At 48.9% G+C, this 23456-nt stretch carries 22 protein-coding genes and 3 pseudogenes; 8 read left to right on the forward strand and 17 right to left on the reverse strand.

Annotation, left to right across the window (positions count from 1 at the left end; all coding sequences use genetic code 11):
- Positions 1–17: 17 nt before the first annotated feature.
- From MMG03_RS00510 to trpS, 8 genes are all read right to left on the reverse strand, one after another.
- On the reverse strand, positions 18–1196 hold the full coding sequence (locus MMG03_RS00510; RefSeq protein WP_073155644.1) for an efflux RND transporter periplasmic adaptor subunit: 1179 nt from the start codon (positions 1194–1196) through the stop codon (positions 18–20).
- 61 nt (positions 1197–1257) lie between these two features.
- On the reverse strand, positions 1258–1980 hold the full coding sequence (locus MMG03_RS00515) for a hypothetical protein (protein ID WP_249505365.1): 723 nt from the start codon (positions 1978–1980) through the stop codon (positions 1258–1260).
- Positions 1980–3641, reverse strand: a complete 1662-nt coding sequence (locus MMG03_RS00520) for a hypothetical protein (RefSeq protein ID WP_249505366.1) — start codon at positions 3639–3641, stop codon at positions 1980–1982. The genes MMG03_RS00515 and MMG03_RS00520 overlap by 1 nt, the downstream gene beginning before the upstream one ends.
- Before the next feature lie 452 nt (positions 3642–4093).
- On the reverse strand, positions 4094–4543 hold the full coding sequence (rplI, locus tag MMG03_RS00525; RefSeq protein WP_073155635.1) for a 50S ribosomal protein L9: 450 nt from the start codon (positions 4541–4543) through the stop codon (positions 4094–4096).
- Between the two features lie 17 nt (positions 4544–4560).
- The gene (gene rpsR / locus MMG03_RS00530; RefSeq protein ID WP_073155632.1) at positions 4561–4812 is read right to left on the reverse strand and encodes a 30S ribosomal protein S18; all 252 of its coding nucleotides are present in this window, start codon (positions 4810–4812) and stop codon (positions 4561–4563) included.
- Positions 4812–5180 (reverse strand): 30S ribosomal protein S6, encoded by a 369-nt coding sequence (gene rpsF, locus MMG03_RS00535; protein WP_073155629.1) that lies wholly within the window; start codon positions 5178–5180, stop codon positions 4812–4814. Before rpsF ends, rpsR begins: the two co-directional genes overlap by 1 nt.
- A 126-nt stretch (positions 5181–5306) precedes the next feature.
- Positions 5307–6374 carry a hypothetical protein gene (locus MMG03_RS00540; RefSeq protein ID WP_249505367.1) on the reverse strand — a complete coding sequence of 356 codons (1068 nt, stop codon included), beginning with the start codon at positions 6372–6374 and terminating at the stop codon, positions 5307–5309.
- A 263-nt stretch (positions 6375–6637) separates the two neighbouring features.
- Positions 6638–7633, reverse strand: coding sequence for a tryptophan--tRNA ligase (gene trpS / locus MMG03_RS00545; RefSeq protein ID WP_073233569.1), 996 nt, complete (start codon positions 7631–7633; stop codon positions 6638–6640).
- Between the two features lie 60 nt (positions 7634–7693).
- Between trpS and MMG03_RS00550 the strand changes: the two genes are divergently transcribed.
- Genes MMG03_RS00550 through MMG03_RS00560 form a run of 3 tightly spaced genes read left to right on the forward strand, consistent with a single transcriptional unit; the run spans position 7694 to position 10578 of the window.
- Positions 7694–8854 carry an HRDC domain-containing protein gene (locus MMG03_RS00550; protein WP_073156706.1) on the forward strand — a complete coding sequence of 387 codons (1161 nt, stop codon included), beginning with the start codon at positions 7694–7696 and terminating at the stop codon, positions 8852–8854.
- 33 nt (positions 8855–8887) lie between these two features.
- The gene (locus MMG03_RS00555) at positions 8888–9460 is read left to right on the forward strand and encodes a 5-formyltetrahydrofolate cyclo-ligase (protein WP_073155617.1); all 573 of its coding nucleotides are present in this window, start codon (positions 8888–8890) and stop codon (positions 9458–9460) included.
- Between the two features lie 53 nt (positions 9461–9513).
- Positions 9514–10578, forward strand: a complete 1065-nt coding sequence (locus MMG03_RS00560) for an RNA methyltransferase (protein ID WP_249505368.1) — start codon at positions 9514–9516, stop codon at positions 10576–10578.
- A gap of 318 nt (positions 10579–10896) precedes the next feature.
- Here the strand turns inward: MMG03_RS00560 and MMG03_RS00565 are convergent, their stop codons facing one another.
- A complete protein-coding gene (locus MMG03_RS00565; RefSeq protein ID WP_249505369.1) occupies positions 10897–12795 on the reverse strand; it encodes an endo-1,4-beta-xylanase in 1899 nt (632 codons plus the stop codon).
- A 79-nt stretch (positions 12796–12874) separates the two neighbouring features.
- Between MMG03_RS00565 and MMG03_RS00570 the strand changes: the two genes are divergently transcribed.
- The 3 genes from MMG03_RS00570 to MMG03_RS00580 are packed head-to-tail and all read left to right on the forward strand — an operon-like array spanning position 12875 to position 14731.
- Entirely contained in the window at positions 12875–13645 is a 771-nt protein-coding gene (locus MMG03_RS00570) for a hypothetical protein (RefSeq protein WP_073155611.1), read from the forward strand.
- Positions 13646–13654: 9 nt separating this feature from the next.
- The gene (locus MMG03_RS00575; protein WP_249505370.1) at positions 13655–14506 is read left to right on the forward strand and encodes a hypothetical protein; all 852 of its coding nucleotides are present in this window, start codon (positions 13655–13657) and stop codon (positions 14504–14506) included.
- A 51-nt stretch (positions 14507–14557) separates the two neighbouring features.
- Positions 14558–14731 carry a hypothetical protein gene (locus MMG03_RS00580; protein WP_175549669.1) on the forward strand — a complete coding sequence of 58 codons (174 nt, stop codon included), beginning with the start codon at positions 14558–14560 and terminating at the stop codon, positions 14729–14731.
- Positions 14732–14743: 12 nt separating this feature from the next.
- Here MMG03_RS00580 and MMG03_RS00585 read toward each other — a convergent pair whose 3' ends face one another.
- The gene (locus tag MMG03_RS00585) at positions 14744–15991 is read right to left on the reverse strand and encodes a type II toxin-antitoxin system HipA family toxin (protein ID WP_249505371.1); all 1248 of its coding nucleotides are present in this window, start codon (positions 15989–15991) and stop codon (positions 14744–14746) included.
- On the reverse strand, positions 15988–16209 hold the full coding sequence (locus MMG03_RS00590; protein ID WP_073233560.1) for a type II toxin-antitoxin system Y4mF family antitoxin: 222 nt from the start codon (positions 16207–16209) through the stop codon (positions 15988–15990). Before MMG03_RS00590 ends, MMG03_RS00585 begins: the two co-directional genes overlap by 4 nt.
- 243 nt (positions 16210–16452) lie before the next feature.
- Between MMG03_RS00590 and MMG03_RS00595 the strand changes: the two genes are divergently transcribed.
- The gene (locus tag MMG03_RS00595; RefSeq protein ID WP_249505372.1) at positions 16453–17883 is read left to right on the forward strand and encodes an ATP-binding protein; all 1431 of its coding nucleotides are present in this window, start codon (positions 16453–16455) and stop codon (positions 17881–17883) included.
- Positions 17884–18225: 342 nt separating this feature from the next.
- On the opposite strand, the gene MMG03_RS00600 is transcribed toward MMG03_RS00595, so the two are convergent.
- The 5 genes and pseudogenes from MMG03_RS00600 to MMG03_RS00620 all read right to left on the reverse strand — a co-directional run bounded on the left by MMG03_RS00600 (position 18226) and on the right by MMG03_RS00620 (position 22266).
- Positions 18226–18600: a hypothetical protein gene (locus MMG03_RS00600; protein WP_249505373.1), complete on the reverse strand. Its 375-nt coding sequence runs from the start codon at positions 18598–18600 to the stop codon at positions 18226–18228.
- 739 nt (positions 18601–19339) lie between these two features.
- Complete coding sequence (locus MMG03_RS00605; protein ID WP_073233554.1) at positions 19340–20173, reverse strand: PD-(D/E)XK nuclease family transposase; 834 nt, start codon at positions 20171–20173, stop codon at positions 19340–19342.
- A gap of 547 nt (positions 20174–20720) precedes the next feature.
- Positions 20721–21188, reverse strand: a pseudogene (locus MMG03_RS00610) (ORF6N domain-containing protein); the annotation flags it as partial.
- A gap of 296 nt (positions 21189–21484) precedes the next feature.
- Positions 21485–21913: a putative toxin-antitoxin system toxin component, PIN family gene (locus MMG03_RS00615; protein WP_073155584.1), complete on the reverse strand. Its 429-nt coding sequence runs from the start codon at positions 21911–21913 to the stop codon at positions 21485–21487.
- Between the two features lie 2 nt (positions 21914–21915).
- A complete protein-coding gene (locus tag MMG03_RS00620) occupies positions 21916–22266 on the reverse strand; it encodes a hypothetical protein (RefSeq protein ID WP_249505374.1) in 351 nt (116 codons plus the stop codon).
- Between the two features lie 126 nt (positions 22267–22392).
- Between MMG03_RS00620 and MMG03_RS15960 the strand changes: the two are divergent.
- Positions 22393–22842 (forward strand): annotated as a pseudogene (locus MMG03_RS15960) (ATP-binding cassette domain-containing protein); the annotation flags it as partial.
- Positions 22843–23262: 420 nt separating this feature from the next.
- On the opposite strand, the pseudogene MMG03_RS00630 reads toward MMG03_RS15960, so the two are convergent.
- Positions 23263–23456: pseudogene (locus tag MMG03_RS00630) on the reverse strand (ORF6N domain-containing protein); the annotation flags it as partial.

Below are 23456 nucleotides of genomic sequence, written 5' to 3' on the forward strand. Positions count from 1 at the left end.
TTTCTTTCGTCTCTCGTCTAATCCACTTCGTAATCGGTGTTGTTACGGATTTCTCGGATACGAACAGAACTTCCCTGACGGATGCTAATCAAGCCCGAAGTAATAACGGTATCGCCTTCATTCAGCCCAGAAATTACATCAACTGCAATGGGAGTGCGAAGGCCCGTCTCCACACGGCGCATAGAAGCCTTGCCATCCTGCACCACAAAGATATAGGCGCCATCCTTGTCCAGCGTAAGAGCTTCGGCGGGAACGGGAATTGTCTGGGTTCGGCCAGACTGCAATTCAACGCTAACCTTGGCATAACCGCCAGCAATCAATTCGCCCTTGGAATTATCCACGGTCACCATAATCTGGCGGGTACGGCTGCTTTCCGAAATCGTGGCGTCAAGGGCTGTCACCTTCCCCACTTTCTGGATGGCCCGTTCTTCGTCAATCAAGGTAATGGGATTGCCCACCTTCAAGGTAGTCGCATATCGTTGCGGCAAGGCGAACTTGGCCTTCAATTTCGTCACTTCACTTAAAGTCGCAATGGAAGTGCCCGTGGTCACCCAGGCGCCCACAGAAACATTCACAAAACCGAGTTTACCGCTAAAGGGGGCACGGACTTCAGTCTTTGCAATCTGAGCCTTTATCAATTCGACGCTGGCCTCGGCAGACTTGAGGGAGGCTTCAGCAGCTTCCATATCCGTCGTCGTCGCGGCGTTCTTTTCGACCAAGCCCTTGGTACGTTCCATTTTCTGCTGAGCCAGATGCAGACTGGATTCAGCCTGCTTCAACTGAGCCTTCAATTCGGAATCATCAATCTTGGCAAGGAGCGAACCCTTCTGTACAGAAGCGCCATCCTTTGCGTAAAGATTCACCAGACGACCGTTGGCGGCAGCGGACAACTCCACACGGTTCAAAGCTTCCAAGGTAGCCATTGTCTGGAAAGATCCACTGGGCTTGTGGAATTCTGCAATATAACCTTCAACGGCGAAAGTCTTGTTGCCGCGACCACCAGGGCCACCGGGCCCCTTACCACCGGGCGCACCACTCTTGGCCGCAGCCTTGGAATCAGGAGCCTTGAAAGCAGGCACCTTTGCACCAGGAGCTTCATCGCTACACCCCACTAACAGCAACGAAATGAACGTCGCAATTAGAATCGCAAACTTTATGGGGAATGCCTTTAAAAAATTAGAAGTACCTGCATGCATTTGTTCAATCCTATAATGTTGTTTAGGTGCTCCGCGGTCTCAAACAGCTGCCTAAATCCGCCTAAAATTTAACGTTCATCAACAAGCCGCTTCCATCTTCATAGAACTCGGGAACAAACTCAATCCGTTCCGAGAAGGCCTTAGAAGAAGTACGTCGATAAACACGGATCGTGTTCAGCATAGAAACCACACGATTCAAGACCAACGCACCAACACTAGCCTGGAAAACGATGCGGCTCACACGATAATGGCGCAAGCGACTTTTATATTCATCAATGTGTTCCGAAGTTTCGGGATTGTCGGAGCTACCCCAGTCCCACTGGATTTCAGCCGACAGGTCTTCATCGATTTTCTTGCCAGCACGAATCATGGCCTGATTGTAATCTTCATCCATATCAGGTGAAGAGTTCTGACCGTCAACACCGCCACGGCTACGATAATCGCCCACGGTATTCAGCATATCGACGTTCTTGCTGGAAGTATTAAGCCCTGCGTGACGAACCGCATATCCGTGAGCGGATGTCACATAGCGTTCACCAATAAAATAGGATCCAATGGCAGTCACCCACAGGGCAACGTCGGTCCACACGAAAGGCCGCACAAAGTCCTGCTCGCCCAGGTACAGTTCGCCCATACCCGGAAGGAGTGCCGAAGCACCCATGGCTTTCCACCAGCTCTTGTCGCTATTCTTAGAAACATTGTCATCAACAGAGATGACCACCTGCGAAAAAGCGACCGCGGCGGCAAGAAGTAGAACTTGAAGGACCTTTCCAAAAGTCTTCATTAGAATCCCCAGCTAGCCATTACATTTACGCCAACAGATTCACCAAGAACTACACCACCGTCAAAGTGGAGACGGTCATACCAGGAAAGATCTTCCTGATACAGAGCCTTGTTATGAGCGTGGGCCGTAAAGGCTGCATCAACGGCAGACACAATGTGGTTCAGGATGATGCCGCCAAAGAACCAGGCCTGCATATCGGCATAGTCGTTAGCCTTGTTGCGCATGCTGCGGTAGGTGTCCTGATTGGAGGATGTACCTAGGGCCACAACTTCGGAACCATTAGTTTCAAGATCAAGGCTTGCAGCAACAGCTTCGTCCTTCACGTCGTCCCAGCCCAGCACGTAAGAGCCATCGGACACATGCTGGTACACAGCAGATTCATCGTAGAAGCCGTTCTTCTTGCGATCATCACCCAGCGACTTAGGATTGTTGACAAAACGATTTCTATAGTCAGTATCCTTGTAGTAGACGTAAGAATCGTTGTAGCAACCTTCCCTATTCGCATCACCAAAAATGGCTTCGCAGAAGGACTCACGAGAACCGAGGTAACGGGAACGGAATTCAGCCCCATTCTCAGAAACATCCTTATACAGTTTACGCATCTTCGTTTCGTAGGTACCAATGGAGAAATGGTCGTTGGCAAAGTTCTTGTATCTGTTTACCTGTCGATCATACTTGTACACGGAATAGTAATACCAGCTACCCCAGAGAGCGGCTTCGAGAGCTAGATAAACACCACCGCGGACCTTGGTAAAGGTGGATCCGCCCACATACAGCTGACCGGCGCCCGGCACCACCAGAGACATGAACATGGCCTTGCGGGGGCTCTTGTACTTACCCTTCATATCGTCGAGGCCATTCACCTTGGAAACCTTGACGGGGCCAAGAATGTCGCGACGGCTCATGGAGCTGGAAGAGGGAATTGCTGTAGAACTGGCGCTGGCTGCCTGAATAGAATCGTTATAAGCCTGGATGCTATCGTTCCTAGCCTTTTCGACAGCGGCAATGCTATCGGCAGTCATTTGAGCAAGAGCGATAGAATCGCTGATATACTGCAGGGAATCACTGATGCGCTGCATTTCGCGGGCGTAAAGTTCGTTGCGGTCTACACCTTCGTAGGGGTCCTGCGAAGCAGCGGAGGAATCGGACGCAGCCCTAGCCTTTTCTGCTTCGGCAGCGGCTCCTTCTGCCGTTGAGCGCATGATGTTAGCCGCCTTTTCTGCAGCAGCTCTTTTTGCAGCCTGTTCAGCAGCCAATTCTTCTTCGGTCTTTACGGGAGCGGCAGCAGCCGCCTGGGCAGCAGCCAATTCTTCTTCGGTCTTTACGGGAGCGGCAGCAGCCGCCTGGGCAGCAGCGGCGCTATCAGCGGCGGCCTTGTCTGCAGCCTTCTCGGCGGCGGCCTTTTCTTCGGCAGCTTGCTTTTCGGCGGCTACGCGTTCCGCCTCGGCTTTTTCTTCGGCAGCGGCCTTCTCGGCGGCGACTTTTTCTTCGGCGGCTTTCTTATCCGCCTCGGCCTTCTTGGCAGCCTCTACAGAATCAGCGGCGGCCTTATCGGCCACAGCGGCTTCTTCCTCAAATTCAGCAAATAAATCACGGGGCTGTGCAAAAGATTGAACAGCCAACAAACTGGCCGCACAGGCCATAATCTTAACAAAAGACATCAACGAAATCTTGCGCATGCCCCAAAAATAGAAAACTCACCCACCATAAACCAAACCTCAGGCGGCCGCAACGGCCTATAAATACGTTTTTCCGCAAAAATTCAGAAAAAAGGCAGTGGAAAAGCCGAAAACAGCCGTCCCGCCACCGCCTTTTCGTTAGTTTGCCTACAATAAAACACCTTTTTAGGGGGAGAGTGTTCATAACAAATCGCAAAATCAGGCTTTTACGGAGGCCAAAAGCCAAAAAAGTACTTCCAAAACCGTCTAATTTTCATACAACATAATAAAAAGGCGGTGTAAAACCCTCTTTTTCAAATATTTCCACCGCCTTTTCCAACCAACTATTTTCCAACAAAAAAAACGCCCCCCCCCGATTAGGAGGGGAGCGGTCCAAAAGATCTAGTCTTTAGGGATTGGCTTAAGCCTGTGGACACTTCGCGTCCGGCAGCTAATTAAGCCTGTTCCTTAACGACCCAAACCTTAACCTGAGCTTCGACGTCACCGAAGACCTTGATGGTCACGGTGTAGACACCCAGCTGCTTGATGGGTTCAGCCAGTTCGACCTGAGCACGGGTCACCTTGACACCCTGCTTGGTGATTGCGTCAGCGATGTCAGATGCGGATACAGAACCGTACAGACGTTCGCCTTCAACAACGCGGCGTTCCATGTTCACAGAAATCTGAGAGAGCTTTGCAGCTACGTCGCCTGCAGCAGCCAATTCCTTCTGGAATGCAGCTTCAACAGCAGCGCGGTTGTTTTCGATTTCAGCGATAGCTTCCTTGGTAGCGCGAACAGCGAGCTTGCGGGGGAAGAGGTAGTTATTTGCATAACCATTCTTAACCTTCACAACGTCGAGCATCTTACCGAGGTGAGGTACGTTAGCCTTAAGAATAATTTCCATAGTCTAGTTCCTCCTTATTAGCGCATGCTGTCAGAGACAAACGGAAGGATAGCCATCTGACGAGCACGCTTGATAGCTTCGTTCAGCATACGCTGATACTTAGCAGAGGTGCCAGAAATACGGCGAGGAATAATCTTACCGCGTTCAGAGATGAAGCGACGGAGAGTCTTTTCATCCTTGTAGTCAATGAACTGAACGTTGTTTTCGGTGAACCAGCAAGTCTTCTTGCGACGAATACGGGTTGCCTGCTTCTTATCTTCAAAAGCCATTATTCAGCCTCCCCTTCTTCTGCGTCAACCGGAACGATTTCTTCGGTAGACTGAGCCATGTCTGCATTGTAAACGATTTCGGACATCGGATAATCAGCGAGGGTCATCCAACGGAGAACGTTTTCATTGAGCTTGAGAGCTGCTTCCATAGCGGCAACAGTTGCAACTTCTGCCTTGTAGTAGAAGATAACATAGAAGCCGTGCTGGCGCTTGTTGATAGAATAAGCGAGCTTACGCTTGCCCCAATCATCGCGACGAACAATTTCGCCACCCTTAGTGATTGCAGCGGCGATGGTCTCGATTTCAGCCTTGATGGCGTCGTCGGAGATCATAGCGTCGATGATCACCATAGTTTCATACTGTCTCATAATGAGATCCCTTTGGTCTTTCGCCCAGGTTACCAACATTGGCCCCGGGAGGGTTCCGATAAAAATCGGTGGCTCAAATATAGAAAATCAAACCGTTTTGTCAAACTGGAAGGGGCAGTCCAAGGGTTAAATGCCCAACTGGATGCCCACAAGACCGTAATTCGCCCAATCCTTTACACCATTATTGAAGTATCGCTGGGCGCCAAATTCCACCATAATCCAGGTAGAAAGCAGATTTTTCTTGGCCCAACCCCAAACTTCGCGCAAATTGAAGGCCACACCGGGCACCAAGGAGAGTTCCATAACCTTCGAGAAATTGTATTCGAAAAGAACACTTCCAGTCACACCCCAGAGGCGAGTCAGATTCAAACCAAAACCAGCACCCACGCCCACAGAAAAACCATCCAGCGACAGCATCCGTTCACAAGCTTCCTTGTCTTTCACAAAGGTCGTGTCTTCAACGAGAATTGTATCCGTGGTAACGCCAACAACCCAATCCGGCATATCATCGGTAAAATCGCCAACGACCTCCGTAGAATACTTTCCGCGGCTATTGATCTGGTCACGCAATTCAGAAATGCTTGTATTTTCAAAGGCCAACACCGATTCCAGGTAAATATCCAATTTCTGCCAGGCCTTATGGAACCTGAGGTTCGTACGGTAGCGCTGGTACATGACCATCACATCGCTATCCAGGTCGCCCCCAAAGAAACGGACATCGATACCGCCACTAATCCAATCGGCATAAAAGTATTCCAGCTGCCCTTGCCAAATACCCATGCAATCACAATCTTCCGTAGGATTGTAAATTCCACCACCAAGACCAATAGACAGGCCCTTGCCAGTATAGGCAGTCTGACGTGGAAGAGGAACATTTTTCATATTGCGGGCGGCAACCGCAGCGGAATCCAGACAATCTTCAGAGTCCTCTTCGGAGCAATCTTCCGATTCTTCACAATCTTCGCCCTCGCAGTCATCGTCATCATCTTCGCAGTCATCGCCTTCGCAAGAGTCTGCACCTTCCGCTTCAGCCGCCATGACCGAATCCGCATTAAACGATCCCGTGGCAGCTCCCATCAGCACCATTCCCAAGGGACTTATCGAGCCATCTGCAGTCACCCCAAAAGAACCATTTGCGGATACTGCAAACGCATTCAGTACTAAAAAAAGGATGACGGACAGGACTGATTTCATATCGTGGATAATTATAATAAAAAGTATAACACAAAAGCCCTCGGCGTATTGCCGGGGGCTGTTGTAAAAATGCTTCTAAGGATTACTGTGAGCCGGAGTCGCCAACTAGTAAGTACCCAGCAAGGAGCGGACCTTGTCCATCATTGCCTTGGACTTGACGCGGGCCTTATACGACTCCGCAATTGGCCTTCGTCCCATAAGAACCTATGACGCCAATTGCTTCGCGCTCCCACGGCTTGTTAATACAAGCCGTTCCCGCTTGACTAATACGTTCCGAGAAGGCCTCGCACGCGATCCATCATAACTTTAGACTTCGCTCTGGCCTTTTCCTTACCGTAGGCGAGAATCTTGTCGATTTCTTCGGTGTGGGCCAGAAGGTCGAAGTACTTTTCGCGGGCGGCACCCAGATGTTCTTCAAGAACGTTCTGCAGTTCCTGCTTGGCGTGGCCCCAGCCCAGGCCACCTGCGCGGTAGCGGGCAGCCAGCGCGTCGCACTGTTCCGGAGTAGCGAAAAGCTTGTACAGCTTGAACACGTTGCAGGTATCCGGATCCTTGGGTTCTTCGATACCCTGGGAGTTGGTCACGATCTTGCCCAGGCGCTTCTTGAGAGCCTTGGAATCCAGGAAGATGTCGATGTAGTTGTCGTAGGACTTACTCATCTTACGGCCATCCAGACCCGGGATCACGCCGGTGGATTCCTGGAAAACCGGTTCAGGAACGGTGAACACATCTTCGCCAAAATGCTTGTTGAACTTGATGGCGATATCGCGGGCAAATTCTACATGCTGCTTCTGGTCCTTGCCAACGGGAACGATGTCTGCATTGAACATCAAAATGTCGGCATCCATGAGGCAGGGGTAGCAGTAAAGACCCATGTTCACGTTTGCGTCAACATCTTCGCCGGCGGCTTCATTCTTTGCCACCTTGTCCTTATAGGCGTGGGCGCGGTTCATGAAGCCCTTGGGGGTAAAGCAGCTGAGAGCCCAGCTAAGTTCAAAGATTTCGGGAATGTCACTCTGCTTATAGAACAAAGTCTCTTCCGGGTTCAGGCCAAGAGCCAGCCAAGTGGCGGCCACCTTGTAGATGTTGTCACGCATTTCGGCGCCGTTCTGCACGGTGGTCAGAGCGTGATAGTCTGCAATGAAGTAGACTGCATCGTAAGTCTTAGTAAGTTCGAGAGCCGGGCGGATTGCGCCCACATAGTTGCCGAGGTGCGGAGTGCCAGTCGGCTTGATACCGGTAAGAGAAATCTTTTTCATAGGCGCAAATTTAGAAACATTTTCGTAATGACAAATACATTTATTACATTTTCTACCCAAATGATGCAAGACGAAAAGTACATATTGGTGGATAGCGAGGAGACACTAGCCAACCTTCTATTGGACCTGGAGAATTATGACATGGCCGCGGTGGACACCGAGGCTGACTCCATGTATCACTACACAGCACGCCTTTGCCTTATTCAAATCACCATTGGCGACCACCATTATATCGTAGACCCCCTCTGCGGCCTGGATCTGGCCCCCCTGTTCAAGGCACGCGCCATGCAGACCCTGATTTTCCATGGGGCCGACTACGACCTGCGACTGCTCTGGCAGACTTACCAGTTTAGCCCCACCCACATCTTCGACACCATGCTTGCCGCAAAGATCCTGGGCGAACCCCATTTAGGCCTGGCCGACCTGGTCCGCGAATATTTTGGCGACGAACTGAAAAAAGAAAACCAGCGTGCCGACTGGACCACTCGCCCCCTGCCCCTGGAAATGTGCGAATACGCCATCCACGACACCTTTTACCTTCATGAACTTTGCGCCATCCTGGTAGAAAAACTGCAGGCCGCCGGACGCATGAGCTGGCTCACCGAACAGTGTGACGCCCTTATCGAGCATTCCCGTAATCCGGCCCCGCCCAAAAAGGATCCCTGGCGCATTACCGGCAGCAGCGTCTTTAGCCCCTGCGCCCTGAACATCCTGAAGTACCTTTGGGAATGGCGCGAAAAACAGGCCGAAGAAATGGACCGCCCGCCCTACAAGGTGATGCCCGGCGACCTGATGCTAGCCATCGTACGCCACGCCGTCGACACCTACCCCCAGGTACTGCTGGACCACCTGCCCCGCCTCCCCCGCAACTTCAGGGACGAACGCCTGGATTCCTTCGTCAACATGATGGAAACCGCCATGGCCACCCCCGAAAGCGACTGGCCTGAACGCCTCCCCAAGGCACCGCCCCCGCCCGTAGTCCCCAATTCCGACCTGCTCTCGGTTCTCAAGACCTGGCGCGACGAAAAGGCAGCCACCCTGAACCTGGACCCCTCCATGCTGGGCAACAGGGCGCAACTCATCTGGCTGGCCGCCCCCGGAACCATGCCCTGGGAAGAACGTTACGAAGAAGCCCACCTCATGAACTGGCAGAAGAAAATCTGGAACGAAATCCTCCAGGAAAACCTTCCCAAGGCCAAGCGCGTAGGCGATCCCGACTAACTCAACAGCGGGCACAGCGCCTGCAAAAAAATTATGGAAGCAGCACTCCTCATACTCCTCTTCATCGTGGTCCTGGGCGCCCGCGGGTTCTTTGACCCGGCCAAAAGAAAGCGCCCCGGCGAAGAGCTGATCAACAACCCCTGGGAAGAAATCCACGCCATACCTGGCTACAAGGAATCCCGTAAAGTTGCAGCCTTCTACCCCCTGAAAGGTGAACCCAACATCACTCCCGTCCTGGAACAGCTGGTCCGCGAAAACCGTCTGCTCCTGCCCCGAGTGACCGGCGAGACCACCATGGAGTTCTACCCCATCGACAATCTGAAAAAGGACCTGGCCCCCGGACGTTTCGGCATCATGGAACCCCGAGAAGGACTGGAACCCTATACCGGCCCCTTCACCGTATTCCTGGTCCCCGGCACAAAGTTTAACGTAACAGGCCAGCGCCAAGGACACGGCAAGGGCTACTACGACCGCTTTTTAGCAAAACACCCCGACGCCTACAAGGCAGGCATCGCCACCCCGAAACAAATCCAGGTGGAGCCTCTGGAACAAAAGGAAACCGACATCCGTATGAACCAGGTAATTGTGTGCAGAGCGAAAGAATAATGGGTTCGCAAAAAGGGAACGCATACTTTTAAACAAGAAGAAAGGAAACAACCATGGCATTTGATAGAGACAACAAAAATTTTGGTGACCGCCGTGAATCAAGCCGCGACTTTAACGATCGTCGCGAAACAAGCGAACGCCGAGGCTTCGGCCGCGCTCCCCGTCAGAACTACCGCGTCCGCGAAGACAACGAGTTCCGCCCCGCACGCCCCCAGGGCGATGGCCCCCGCGACTTTACTCAAGGTTTCCGCAACAATGACCGTCGCGACTTCAATGACCGCCGCGATTTTAAGCCCCGCTTTGAAGAACGTCCGCAGGACACAGCCCGCGCCTATGAAGACGGCGTGATCCCCGCAGTAGGCGACGCAGACGCAGCACCCCAGGTCGCCGTAGGCGGCATCAAGGAAGTCACCGAACTCCTGACCAAGAGCCCCATGCAGGTTCACCGCGTGCTCTTTATGCACAAGTCCGGCAACCCCAAGCTCTATGAACTGCAGAAACTGGCCAAGCGCGTACACGTACACGTACAGCAGGTGGACTCCAAGATCCTGAACAGCTACGCCACCCCCAACCACGGCGTGGTCGCCCTCATGAACGAAAAGGAACTGCTGGTCTGGGAAGACGTCCGTGGCGAACTCTTTGCCGCCAAGGAAAAAGGAGAAAAGAAACTGATCGCCGTCGCAACCAACATCGAAGACCCCCGCAACCTGGGCGCATGCATCCGTAGCTGTCTGGCTTTGGGCTGCGACATCTTGCTGCTCCCCGCCAAGGGCATGTGCGGAATTACTCCCAGCGTCGCACGAACCTCTGCCGGTGCTCTTGAAAAAATGCGCATCAGCCGTCCCAACAACCTGGAAGCTGCCGTTGGCGAACTGAAACAGGCCGGTTACCAGATTCTCGGTCTGGATGCCGACACCGAAACCAACCTGGCGGACTTCCAGTTCAGCGATCAGGCCGTTATTGCAGTCGGTGGCGAAGACGTAGGTCTGCCTCCCTTCATCAAGAAGCAGTGCGACGCTGTACTCCGCATCCCCATGATGCCCGAAGCCCATTCCTACAACGCCTCCGTGGCCCTTTCCCTGGGATTGTACGAGTACGCCCGCCTGCGAATTAAATAAGGAGCTACAGGTGCTACTAACCAAGCCACTAAAAAAGGGTATTTTGGTTAGTAAAAAACGCCTAATTTAATACAAATTAACAAGCAATATACTAACCAATCAAGCTCCATTAGCCAAATTGGTTAGTAATTCGACTGTAAAACGGGATTTTTGAGGCAAATATTACTAACCAAATTCCACAAACAGGATTATTTGGTTAGTAGCTCCCCCAAAAAATGCGGATTACAGTCAAATAAGCAAAGGCGTCCACGAAAGGACGCCTTTTTTTAAGCCTGAACCAAGTTCAGGGATATTTCCAAGTTACTCCAAAAGGCAGCGCTATTTTAAAATCACGCGGCCAATACGTTGTAAGTTACCACTCTGAACGCGAACGATGTAAGTTCCACTTGCAAGCCCCTCCAGGTTCTGCGAGCCCCGAACATCATTAGCGGAAAATACCGGACGTCCCTGCAAATCCATCACGTCCACACGAGCAGACGCTACACCTACAAGATTCAAGGTGCGGCCACTCATCACGACCTTCAATTCGTCCCTAGCAGAAACACCGCGGATCGCAGCCGGACGTTCGGAGCCATCGGGGCAGCCCACAGCTTCAATCTTTGAAATATACATGGCGGAAGTATTGCTGCTGTTGAAAGTCAACTGCGTGGGCCTAACGGCGGCATCACCGGCCATAGCATCACGAATCGCCTGCAAGTCTACCATCATACCACTCCAAACCTTGGCGCTCAAGGGCCGTCCATTCTGCAATGTCATCTTCGGGTCGTTGACTCCAATATTCACGTAGGCGGTACTCCCCGTAGGTCCGTAAGCAGTAAACACCAAGGCCTCACACTTCGACAGGAAATTGGAATCCACCACATCCTGAGGCAACGTGTAAATCGCATGCTGGTAGCCACAGTAATCCGCATTCTGGTCGCAACCCGCCAACGGAACATTCATGTAGCCCGTCTTGCCAGCCAGCGGTTCTGATTCAAATTTGCCATTGCCATTTTTGACATCACCGGACCATTCCCCACGAGATTCAGCACCGGCCTGGCTGTAATCCACAATCACGTAGGAACCGTTTCCAAAAGGCGAAGCATCCTCCCAAACCAAGGGGACAATATCCTTAACCTTGGAAACTTTGTCTGCACTATGAGCCTTCAAACTAGCAACCAAACTATCGTAAGCAGGCTTCTTTGCAAAACTGGAATCGAAAACCAGACCATTATACTTATACAAATCAGCAAGCCAGCTATACTTGTCGGAAAATCCCCAGATAACAAACGCCTCCATGTTGGGCGCCTCCAGGAACACATCCATAAACTGACGGTACAAACTTCCCTGGGCCTCAAAATCCGCCTTGGAAACATCCTTCTTATCGAAGCCAATATCCAATTCCGTAATCTGCAAAGTCAAGCCTTCCGCTTCAAGAGCCTGAGCCAAGGCCTTTACGTTAGGGGGCGTCGTCACATGGTAATCAGAAATATGAGTCTGTGTCCCAAGACCCGTAATGTAAATGCCCGCAGCCTTCAGGCGCTTTGCCACGGAATCCACAGCGAACTTACCCTTGGCGCCGGCACCCACTCCCCACTCCAGGGAATAATCATTATAATAAAGCTTCGCCTCCGGGTCCGCCTTATGGGCCCACACAAAGGCAGAGTCAATAAACTCGCGACCAATATATTTGTACCAAACAGAAGTCGCGCCATCACGCCAAGCCGCAGGAGTACCATCGGAGATAGCTTCGTTTACCACGTCCCACTCGCGGACCTTGCCCTTGTAATGGCCCACCACATTTTCGATATGATTCTTCAAAACCGCAAGCAAGGTGTCCTTGGCAGAGCCGCCCGCAGCAGCCACACTCGCAGCCAGATCAGGCACCCACTGAGGAACCTGACTATGCCAGGCCAACGCATGACCGCGAACCTGCATTCCATTCTTTGCAGCGTACGCCATCAGCTTGTCGCCGTTCTTGAAGTTGAAGGAATTTCGGGCCGGCTCCGTGGCGTCAAACTTCATTTCATTTTCGGCAACCACGATATTGAACTGCGACTTATGAGTATTCTCATAAACCTCGGCATCGTCCCCAAGACCATAGCTAAACCAATTGGAATTCAGAATAGAACCCACCATGCGGCCACGAGCCTCCGCCAACTGACGAAGAGTACTATCCGCTTCCGCAGCCACCGCGCAGGACACACCTGCCACAAAAAGAAAAATGCCAAATTTCATATCTAATCCTAAAACCAAGTGTAGACCCATTTACACGCGTCTACACAAAAACATAATAATTTTTTATTTTATCCGCACTATGTTAAAAAATACATTCCTTTTTATTTTTGCAATTCTTGTTTCTGGCATTTTCGCCGAAGATCTTACTTCATCTTTTGTCCCAAGGGAACATCGCGGTTTCTACAATAGCGTAGGCTTTGGCATTGGCTACAACAAAATCAGCGCCAAAAGTACATGGGAAGATCTGGACAACTCCAGAATTGATAAAAAAGATATCGCATCATTTGATTTTTGGGGAATCACAACCCCTTCATTCGACTTTAAGTTCGGTACAGCCATTGCAAACCTGATTGCCTTTCATACAACATTCAATTTCGCGATCTATTCAGGCGTTATGGACTACGAAGAGGTTAACTACGATAGAGAGATCGCCCAAAACGAGAACGGCAATCCGCTCTATGACAAACAAGGGGATAAGGTTTACGCGGAAGATTGGAGAGCTTACGATTCCGAAGGATTTTCGGGCGATGCAGTAAATTTAAGAACCTTCGTTGGCTTCGGCACGACAATCTACCCGTTCCGAAATCCAAATTCAGCCATGAACGGTTTCTTTATCGGCGGATCTTTTGGTTACGTTATTTATGCATGTTTTGTAGCGGACGACTACTCCGCAGGAAACATCGCCTCCTTTGGAAGAAGCTTTATCGCAGAAATTGGCAAGGAATGGTGGGTAAGCAACCACTTGTCCATAGGTATTGGATTTTCATACAACCATTCTTCAACAAATTTTGATGAAGCTAAAGGTACAGAAACAGTGTACACCCTTTCGTTCCGCTTGACAAGAGGCTAAGAGACGAATATGAAAAATTTTCATAGTCACTTCGTCCAGATGGTTCTTGCCGGAATGCTTGCAGCGACCACAGTCTTTGCACAGGAATCCGAAGAAAATCCCGCAGAAACAGTCGAAGAAACCGTTACCCCCCAAAAGCCGGTAAAACTTTATCGACCGCCAAGGGAGCATCGTGGATTCTACTTTAACGCAAGCCTTGGCGCAACCTATGTAGGTTTTAATTACAAGCAATCCGATTACCAATACAAACATCATTATGACTATAATAACAACGACTATTCATATTCGTACGAAAGAGTAGTAGAGGAAGTTTATGAATTCAACGATTTCGCCATACCGACTCTCGGCTTGAGATTCGGTAGATCCTTTGGGAACCTCGTGGCGCTGTTCTTTGAACTAGACTTTGCCATGCTGATAGGCGAAGGCAAGTATAGTGAAACTTCTTACGAACGTAACTTCGATAATCAATATTCGGTCTTAGGATCTTCGCCACAAAACCTTAAAGAAAAAAACAGCAAGGATGACGATGCCTATGGCTTTTATAGTTTTGTAGGAGTAGGATTTACATTCTACCCCTTTAGAAATCCCCATTCCGTAATGAACGGCGCCTTCTTTAGCATCGCAAATGGGTTCGCATTCTTCGGTGAAGACATAAACCACAACAAAGAGAACCTCCATCAAACATTCGAAATTCTCGACTACGAAATGCAAGTAGAAATCGGCAAGGACTGGTGGATCTCTGACACATGGTCCGTCGGATTGAGCATCGGCTATTTGTATACGTTTGGCGCCAGTGATGATAGTGAAAACACCTTTGACTCGAACGTAATCAGCTTCATGTTCAGGGTAACCAGAGGCTAACACCAATTTAACGTGAAAAATCGATTCCGGCCCACCGGGATCGATTTTTTATTGGCTGAGTTTTTGCTACTCACCCCCGTGTTGATTATGATTCTTGCAGGGCTTGGCGTAGGCGAATTCAGCTGGCAAGCATTAGGTTACAGCGCAGGATTTATGATTGTCCTGTTGGCATTGGGCATTATCGTGTTCAATAGAATCCAGAAGACCTTTATGGATACGGTGTAAGGCCAAGAAAGCCTAGCAATCACTTGTTATATCTCTTTCTTGCACGATTTTTTCGATTTCATCAATCGTTTCTGTGCAGCCGTCAAGACATTCATCTTCACGGATTGAAGCAAAACCAAGAAGAACTTTCTTTCTCAAATCCGAATACAAATTCAGAATCACGGACTGTCTTAATTTCAGTTGTTCCGCCAGGAGAACGAGATCAGCCTTTCTGATTTTATCAATCCCATAATGGCTTCCAATTTTCATGGAAACCTTTCTTGTCAGAGTCGGGTACAGAAGCGTACAGACGGCATCGTAAATCGGAGATAGTTTCAAGACACCGCCATCATAGAGCAAAGAATAATTTTTCCCGTGAGCATCGCAGTTGCCAATAACGAGATTAAACAGGACATACTGAATAAAAGCCCGAGCGTCCAAAAGTGGAACTGATGTTCTTTTACTAATCAGCTGAAAAATATCCGCAATGCCCGGACCACCATCGTTCTGATATTTTCGATCGCTAAGAATTCCCAACGCCTGGCACATATCCTCCTGATGTAAACGAACAACAGAATCACCTCTTTTGATTCTATCATAGCGCTCCACCATCATGAACGTTTCATCCTGAATTTTCTTCAAAGCCACATCAGGCACGCTTAGGCCAGAATATTTTGCAAGCTTCATGCACACATATTCATTTACTGCAAACGACGACAATTCTCCCTTGCCAGTTGGTTTGATGATATGTGTCGATGGAGCTCCATTTTTGGGGAAATGAAATTTTCCGTCAAAAAATGCCAGAGGCAACTTTTCCTGAGCCCCAGCCAAAGAAAGTCTCAGTTCTTCATTAGCCTTCAGCAAAGGTCTCGTTTCTGCGTTCTTTATATAACCAAGTAAAATATCTTCAGACAGTTCCTCGTAATTGTCAGAATCCAGTCTATAAATCAGCGTCTGATTAGGTTCGGCATCTTCTGGCAATACCGAAATCATACCGGCACATTCACCCCCAAGTTCCTGCAGCAACTTAAGCGTACTCGATTCAGAAACATGCAAATACTCAGAAATTCGACGTTTAACGTCACCTTCTGGGAGAACTCCTGAGAAAAACGGCAGACATTCCTTTTGTGAAAACTCACCGGACCTTAATGGAAGTGACATCGAAAGAGAATTTCCATTTTGCCTAACATAGGAATCTTCGTAAGCAAACACAATCCCTTTATCGGGAGTAGAAAACAAACTACCAGCAAGCTTATTTGCAAAATAAACCTTTAACTTCATCGATCATTTTCCCTTTCCACAACATGAAGATTTAAACCAAGCATTTGCAAAACATGCAATACTTTATCAAGCTGTAGCGTTTCCTTGCCATTTTCCAGTTCCGAGAAGAAACGAACTCCAACACCACAAAAGGCAGCGCATTCCGCTTGCGTCAGTTTTAACTGATTTCTTCTTTTTTTCACAGAAATCGAAATATCATTTACCTGTTGCACCTTCATACCGTCAAATATAACTTTCCCGTACGGGAAAATCAACGTCAAACAGCAAGAATTGCGGCAAATTATTCCCGTACGGGAATAATCGTAACTTTTGCACCGCAAACTAAACTCAACCACCCTGCACATCCTCAATCAACTCGTATTTGAAAACGTGTCCAAAATAGACATAAAAACACACTTTTTGGGTAAACAACAAATCCTTTCCTTACCCAAAACAACAATAAATTTGTATATTTTGGGTATATGAAAAAGATGGTTGGTAGAGAAAAAGAGATAAAGTTGCTTGAAGAAGCATATTCTTCCGGCAAGTCTGAGCTGGCCGTGGTTTACGGCAGAAGAAGAATCGGGAAAACTTTCTTGATTCAAAGTGTTTTTAGGGAACGTTTCTCGTTTTCCTACACTGGTGCACATAACAAATCCCAGGCGGAGCAGCTCCAGAATTTCGCAGATTGTCTCAAGGAGTACAGCAAATCAGCTTTTGCCCCTGCACTGAAAAATTGGAATGAGGCGTTTTCTGCCCTGGAAAAACTTTTGTGTGAATGTCGTGCGAAACGCAAGGTTGTCTTTTTTGATGAAATGCCTTGGATTGATACTTTTAAGTCTGATTTTGTGTCTGCCTTCGAATACTTCTGGAATTCCTGGGCGGCAAATCGTGACGACATTTTGTTCGTTGCCTGCGGAAGTGCAACTTCCTGGATGGTCGATAAGTTAATCGAAAATCAGGGCGGACTTCATAACAGGATTACCCGAAAAATAAATCTGCACCCATTCTCCCTACGGGAATGCGAACTGTTCCTGAAAAAAAAGAACTGTTATTGGGATCGGTTCCAGATTACGCAATGTTACATGGTTCTCGGCGGAGTCCCCTTTTATCTGGATCTGCTAGATGTTAACAATAGCCTTGCGCAAAATATTGACCGGCTTTATTTCGACAAAGACGGTGCCTTGCATGATGAATTTAATGAACTATACAACGCGCTTTTTTCCGGAGCTGACAGTTACATAAGGATTGTCGAAAAGTTGTCTGAAAAACAGAGCGGAATGAGTAGGCAAGAACTTGCTAGAATAACGAAAATTTCTGGGGGAACATTGACGCGCATGCTTGCCAACTTGGAGCGTTGTGATTTCGTAGAATGCTTTTCCCAGTTTGGCTCCAAGAGTAATAACGGGACATATCGTTTGACAGATTTCTTTACACTGTTCCATTTGCATTTTTGCGAAAAACAGAAGTCCAAGGACAAGGAATATTGGCAGCACAACCTGATGAATCCTGGCATTGTATCTTGGCAGGAAATTTCATTTGAGCAGGTTTGTTTTGCTCATTTAGACCAGATAAAGAAATCGCTGGGAATAAACGGCATTGCAACGGAGTGTTCCGCCTGGAGATGTACCAGCCGCACAATTGATTGCAATACTGATGGAGCACAAATAGACCTTCTGATTAAGCGGGCCGACCGTGTTATTAATGTCTGTGAAATGAAATTCTCGCAGGGCGAATTCATCATCGATAAAAGTTACGAGACCAAACTCCGCAACCGCATAGAAATATTTAGGGTTGCCTCTAAGTGCAAAATGGCCTTGCTCAATACTTTTGTAACAACATTCGGCGTTATGAAAAATTCCCATTCCGGAGTAGTGCAAAACGAGGTTGTTTTGGACGATTTGTTTGGGTAGGTGTAAACGCATTGTATCCATTCAAGAAGGGTCATAATATGATGGTGGCGAGACTTTGGGCGTTCCCCGGCAAGCCGGGGCGGGCTCTCGCGTTATAAAATTTTCGCAAACATCTAGCCAGAACATCTTACACGAAAATTTTTCCGTTCAGCCTCACTTCGCGAGTCCGAATGGCTTCGCCACATCGATCCCTAACGCGAATTTCATCAAACATAAACCGGCGCTAAACCGGCGATAAACCGATGACAAACGCAAGTTTTGACACCAAACCGACGACAAAAGCGACGATAACCTCATTTTTCGACATCAAAGCGACGATAAAACAATCCACAGCAAACACTGTCAAGGCAGAACAGGCAACTTCAACACTCCCTCAATCAACTGGTGATAGACGTCTGGATGTTCGATGCCGGTTATCGAAGTCACGCGCTTTCCAGCATCTTTGCTAGAAGCGCCACAATGGAACATTTTTTCGTGACTCGTTCCGTAATCCAACACGATATAACGGTCATGGAATATACCGCCTGCAGGTCTCCGCTCAATATCCACATCAGGCCTAGCAGCCTTGAAGTCGTCAATCATCGTTTGAGTCAAAGCGCAGCCATTCCGCTGGTCGCTAAAAATCGTCATATTCACATTCTGAGCAACACCCCGCAACAAATCCAGTGTCTTTACGCCCACATAATCATCAAATACGAAAATTGACTTCTGAGCCATGCCATACCAAAGAATCTTGGGTTTTCTGGGACTCCACCTCCAAACGAGCCACATCCGTGCGAATTTCAGCGATTTCGTGGGAATTGATTATTCCGGCGTACTTTGAGCCACCAGTCCGGTACTAGAGAGCCACTATTCCGGAAAATACGGAGCCACCCTTCCGGAGGCTGAGAGCCACCCACAAAATGTCATGAAAACTCTATAATGCGAATGTCCACGACAATGATGCCGCGGACTTTTGATAACGTATATTGTCTTTCGCAAATTCCTCTAAGGGGGTAAAAAAATAGGATGAAAGGAGCATCCTATGGATAGCAATATAATTAAAATTGAATATACCGGAGCAAAGTACACCGTGAAACCGGAGTAATGGAAACCGGCGTACCGGTCAAACGGAAACCGCGGTTCCGGGGATAAGGAAACCTGTCTAATTTTAGCAAGCACAATTCCGTGCAAAAAATAGACAGGAGGTCGAATGACCAAATACCGCGAAATCCTCAGGTTGCGAAATCTGGGATTAAGCCAGAACGACATCGCGACAAGTTGTCAGGTGTCCAAGAAGACCGTCAACAGGGTCTTGAAACTTGCCAAGGAGCACAACTTGAATTGGCCTTTGGAAGAACGCCTTACCGACAAGGAAATCGGACATTCAACGGAAGCGACGGCACGGGAGTGCCGGGCCGCCCACAAAAAAAGACCCGCGCGGGGTCCCTTGTATCGCGGAGATTTTTCGCAGAGGTTACTTGGAGTTCTTTCCGGCGAGTTTCGCCTCAAGAGCTGCGATTTTGCGTGCCTGTTCGGCGATCTCGGCATCCTTCTCGGCGATGATTTTCTCGTTGCGCTCGCGTTCTTTTTCAGCAGCGGCTTCTGCGGCAAGCTGGATTTCCTGTTCCCATGTCATATAGCGCTCCTGTGTCTTTTCGTCTGAACGGTACCACTCCACCTTGGTGTGGATTTTCCTTGTCTCCGAGGATTCGGCGGCGTTTGTAGCAAAATACTTCAGGTACGGTTTAAGCGGGTGCGTATCCGGAAGTTTCTCGTACTGGTTAAATATATAGAAATTTTTGAAAGTGCGGTCGTTCAAGGCGAGTTTTTTGTTTTCTGTCGCATAGTTCTGGAAACTATAAATAGGCAGGCCTTCCTTGAAAATGTCTTCCGGGCAAATGAAGAGCACGTACTGGTCCTTAAGGCTGCTGTACATGCTTCCCTTGCGCAGCTCGTGGGTGTCATGAATAGACTGGTAGTAACGAGCGCGCTTCGGGAGTTCCTTGGTGTCCTCCATCTGCATCTCCAGATCGAAGGAGCGCTTGACTTCGCCGTCCTTGCCGGTTTCCTGGGCGTAAACGTCGTAGCGCACGCTTTTGCTGAAGATGCCGACCTGGTCCGTCTTTTCCTGCTCGGGGTCCTTCAGGTCGTAAATCTTGATGCCAAGCGCCGCCTCGATGAAGGGCTTTGCGATTTCCTTGTGGCTCATGACCAGCGGGAACATGAAACGGTTGGTGATGGTGATTTTAGAGAAGTCGATGACTTTAGTTTCGTTATCAGCGCCTACGGCGGTTTCGTTTTCGTTCATACGTGTTGCTGGGTGTTGCGCACACCTTTGCGAGGTGGCTAAATCGCCGCCTGCTATATACACGCTTTTTTGCCGTAGAATGCTCCCTGGATTTTGAAAAAAGATTGTAAAAATTTTTCGCCCTTAAATCACGGGAGCGATCGTGACCCCAGCGAGAGTCGTGACAAGAACGCACTTGTGCGTAGCTTGGCATGACCGAGCGCAGGCAGATGTGGCGAAGCCTCATCTGACCCCTTGGGGCGCAGACTTTTGCTGCATTTGCGGAATTTTGGACTGGTTCCTTCGCGGCTGCTCGCCACTCAGGATGACGCAACGGGCCGTCGCAAAAAGTTCACGCTCCTTCCGAGGGCTCGGAAGTGGTATCGTCAAAAGTTCATGCACCTTCCGAGACGTTTGATGCCCCCCCCTTCCTCAGGCCACGTTCCTTGGGGCTTACAAGGAAATCCATGCGAGAAGTGTATGGGTTGAACCCATCTGAAGCACAATAACCCTAAAACAGGTGGCTCCGTCAGACCGGACTGGCGGCTCCGCCGCTCCGGAATAATCAGGAATGTTGAGCCGTCAAATTCGCAATTTGAAGGCAGTTGGAACAACCTAGTAACTGCTGATTTTCGGCAGCAATGTAGTCCTTCATGTCCTTGAATAGACGGATTATTGCTTTACTTTGCAGCGTTGCAAGACCACCTCTAAGAACCGTCATGAGCATGTAAATACCCTGCTCGGTAAAGACAAAAGGAAGTTTTCTTGTTCCGCCCCGTCCAGTTTTTGATGTCAAATTTTTTGACATCAAACGTTTGAATTCATCATCCGTAAGTTGGAATCTAAAATCATCGTCAAATTTGTCGATGTTTAATTTCACCTGCTGATTAAAAGCTCTCGTCTCATACCCGTAAATCACCGCCAGATCGGCATCAAGCATAACCTTTACACCGCGGATGGTGTAAACCTTGCTCTTCAGCAAATTCTCGTCAATGAGGACAATTTCATTCCCAGCAACAGGGGCAATTTTCTTCATAACAAACCTTCTGCAATACAAGCAAAAAACAAATCACAGAATATAACCACAGCGGCGCATTCTAGGCCGTGACAAGCCAAACCAGCGCAAGGTTCATCACAAAACACACAAATGTTCACCACTTGTCAAGATTTTTTTGCGTTCCCCGGCAGGCCGGGGCGGGCACTCGCGTTATAAAATTTTCGCTATCATCTAACCAGAACATCTTACGCGAAAATTTTTCCGTTCAGCCTCGCTTCACGAGTCCGAATGGCTTCGCCACTTCGATCCCTAACGAGAATTGCACAAAAGCCCAACTAAATAAATCCATCTCGATCAACGTCAAAATCCCGAGCAAACGCTTCTAGTGTTTTCAGATTTATTTTAGGAAAGCTTACATCTTTAAGTTCTCTAAAATGCGAATCGTCAGAAACAATGTAATCGGCTTGGCACGCAAAGGCGCAGTCCACAAACTTATTGTCGTCAGGGTCCTTCTTTATCAACCGCAACCTGAAAAACGGATCTTTTCGTACAACATTAGAAGAAAACTGAATCGTTCTCATAAACATGGTTGCAACAATGTCTGCAGCCTTCTGACGAAAGATTTCTTCATATTCCAATAGGATTTCTGTTGAAACGCAAAGTACATATTCTTCGTTCAGAAATTTCTTCCACAAAAAATGGTAGGGAGACTTACTACCAAGCATCTGCAGCATGGCATTCGTATCAATAACAATCTTTCGCATGACTACCCCCGATAAGGAGTACGAAGATGTTCTGTCTTCAGTTGATCCAGTTTTTCCTGGCCGAAAGATCCGTCTTCCCAACGCTTATCAAGCTCTTGTTCAAGACGTTCTGCATAAAAATTTTTAAGAAGTTTTGTCAACGCAGCCAACTCTTCTTCACTAGTAACGCTAGCGAAGGACTCAACTACCAGCATTTGAGCCGGATTCAGAGAAGCCAAAGTCAGTTCGTCAGTCATAAAAACTCCCGTTTGCTCTTGGCTAATATAGATATTATTCTGCATTTGTTGCATAGTAATTTTCCTTTCCGTTTTACAGGCGTGAACAAAAACGGCTTTACTTTGATCAGACTGCACAAATATACACCAGTTTTACGAGTTTGACAAGACACTTACAATAAATTTTTTCACTCTTCCGCAAATTCACATTCCCGCCACCCCCGACCAGACTTGGGCTCCATATTTTTTACTACATTCCCGAACATGGCTACCGCAATCGAGTTTGAAAACATAAGCAAGCAGTACCGCCTGGGCTTGGTAAGCACAGGAACGCTCAGCCACGACCTCAACGATGGACGCTAAAGCGTCCGTAGCATCGGTTCAGCCATACAAATGAACAAGTTCATTTGTGCGGCATTCACCTCGCATACTTTCTGGCAGACCAAGATCCTGCGCCGCGAAGCCCCCTACCTCAAAATGGGCGAAACCAACGACCGCGCAAGCAAAGGTTCCAGCGACTACGTGTGGGCCCTGAAGGACATCAACTTCAAGGTGGAACAGGGCGACGTCGTGGGCATCATCGGCCGCAACGGCGCAGGCAAAAGCACGCTCCTCAAGCTGCTCTCCCGCGTGACCGCACCCACCACGGGCATCATCCGCGCCAAGGGCCGCATCGCAAGCCTGCTAGAAGTGGGCACCGGCATCCACCCCGAATAGCGCACAAGCCGAGCGCAGCAGCGACGAACTCGTTCGTCGATATTGCCGAGGCGAAGCGCTGACGCCGTAGGCGTCAAATGACCGGCCGCAAAATTTCAACTAAAGAAAGCCTTAACATCATCCCCTGATTTTGGGCGTTCCCCGGCAAGCCGGGGCGGGCTCTCGCGTTATAAAATTTTCGCAAACATCTAGCCAGAACATCTTACACGAAAATTTTTCCGTTCAGCCTCGCTTCGCGAGTCCGAATGGCTTCGCCACATCGATCCCTAACGCGAATTTCATCAAACATAAACCGACGCTAAACCGGCGATAAACCGATGACAAACGCAAGTTTTGACACCAAACCGACGACAAAAGCGACGATAACCTCATTTTCCGACATCAAAGCGACGATAAAACAATCCACAGCAAACACTGTCAAGGCAGAACAGGCAACTTCAACACTCCCTCAATCAGCTCGTGATAGACTTCAGGGTGTTCAATGTCGTCTATCGTCGTGACACGCTTTCCCGCATCTTTTGAAGAAGCTCCGCAATGGAACATTTTTTCGTGACTCGTTCCGTAATCCAACACGATATAACGGTCATGGAATATACCGCCTGCAGGTCTCC

It is taken from the genome of Fibrobacter sp. HC4 (genome assembly GCF_023373925.1).
Taxonomy (GTDB): domain Bacteria; phylum Fibrobacterota; class Fibrobacteria; order Fibrobacterales; family Fibrobacteraceae; genus Fibrobacter.

Excerpts from the sequence above, each read along its gene's own strand:
- MMG03_RS00575 (WP_249505370.1), top strand. The coding sequence starts at position 13,655 with ATGAAAAATTTTCATAGTCACTTCGTCCAGATGGTTCTTGCCGGAATG.
- MMG03_RS00510 (WP_073155644.1), bottom strand. The coding sequence starts at position 1,196 with ATGCATGCAGGTACTTCTAATTTTTTAAAGGCATTCCCCATAAAGTTT.
- MMG03_RS00515 (WP_249505365.1), bottom strand. The coding sequence starts at position 1,980 with ATGAAGACTTTTGGAAAGGTCCTTCAAGTTCTACTTCTTGCCGCCGCG.
- rpsF (WP_073155629.1), bottom strand. The coding sequence starts at position 5,180 with ATGAGACAGTATGAAACTATGGTGATCATCGACGCTATGATCTCCGAC.
- MMG03_RS00585 (WP_249505371.1), bottom strand. The coding sequence starts at position 15,991 with ATGAAGTTAAAGGTTTATTTTGCAAATAAGCTTGCTGGTAGTTTGTTT.
- MMG03_RS00600 (WP_249505373.1), bottom strand. The coding sequence starts at position 18,600 with ATGGCTCAGAAGTCAATTTTCGTATTTGATGATTATGTGGGCGTAAAG.
- MMG03_RS00555 (WP_073155617.1), top strand. The coding sequence starts at position 8,888 with ATGGAAGCAGCACTCCTCATACTCCTCTTCATCGTGGTCCTGGGCGCC.
- rpsR (WP_073155632.1), bottom strand. The coding sequence starts at position 4,812 with ATGGCTTTTGAAGATAAGAAGCAGGCAACCCGTATTCGTCGCAAGAAG.
- MMG03_RS00540 (WP_249505367.1), bottom strand. The coding sequence starts at position 6,374 with ATGAAATCAGTCCTGTCCGTCATCCTTTTTTTAGTACTGAATGCGTTT.
- MMG03_RS00570 (WP_073155611.1), top strand. The coding sequence starts at position 12,875 with ATGTTAAAAAATACATTCCTTTTTATTTTTGCAATTCTTGTTTCTGGC.
- MMG03_RS00565 (WP_249505369.1), bottom strand. The coding sequence starts at position 12,795 with ATGAAATTTGGCATTTTTCTTTTTGTGGCAGGTGTGTCCTGCGCGGTG.
- MMG03_RS00595 (WP_249505372.1), top strand. The coding sequence starts at position 16,453 with ATGAAAAAGATGGTTGGTAGAGAAAAAGAGATAAAGTTGCTTGAAGAA.
- trpS (WP_073233569.1), bottom strand. The coding sequence starts at position 7,633 with ATGAAAAAGATTTCTCTTACCGGTATCAAGCCGACTGGCACTCCGCAC.
- MMG03_RS00590 (WP_073233560.1), bottom strand. The coding sequence starts at position 16,209 with ATGAAGGTGCAACAGGTAAATGATATTTCGATTTCTGTGAAAAAAAGA.
- MMG03_RS00615 (WP_073155584.1), bottom strand. The coding sequence starts at position 21,913 with ATGCGAAAGATTGTTATTGATACGAATGCCATGCTGCAGATGCTTGGT.
- MMG03_RS00605 (WP_073233554.1), bottom strand. The coding sequence starts at position 20,173 with ATGAACGAAAACGAAACCGCCGTAGGCGCTGATAACGAAACTAAAGTC.
- MMG03_RS00550 (WP_073156706.1), top strand. The coding sequence starts at position 7,694 with ATGATGCAAGACGAAAAGTACATATTGGTGGATAGCGAGGAGACACTA.
- MMG03_RS00560 (WP_249505368.1), top strand. The coding sequence starts at position 9,514 with ATGGCATTTGATAGAGACAACAAAAATTTTGGTGACCGCCGTGAATCA.
- MMG03_RS00520 (WP_249505366.1), bottom strand. The coding sequence starts at position 3,641 with ATGTCTTTTGTTAAGATTATGGCCTGTGCGGCCAGTTTGTTGGCTGTT.
- rplI (WP_073155635.1), bottom strand. The coding sequence starts at position 4,543 with ATGGAAATTATTCTTAAGGCTAACGTACCTCACCTCGGTAAGATGCTC.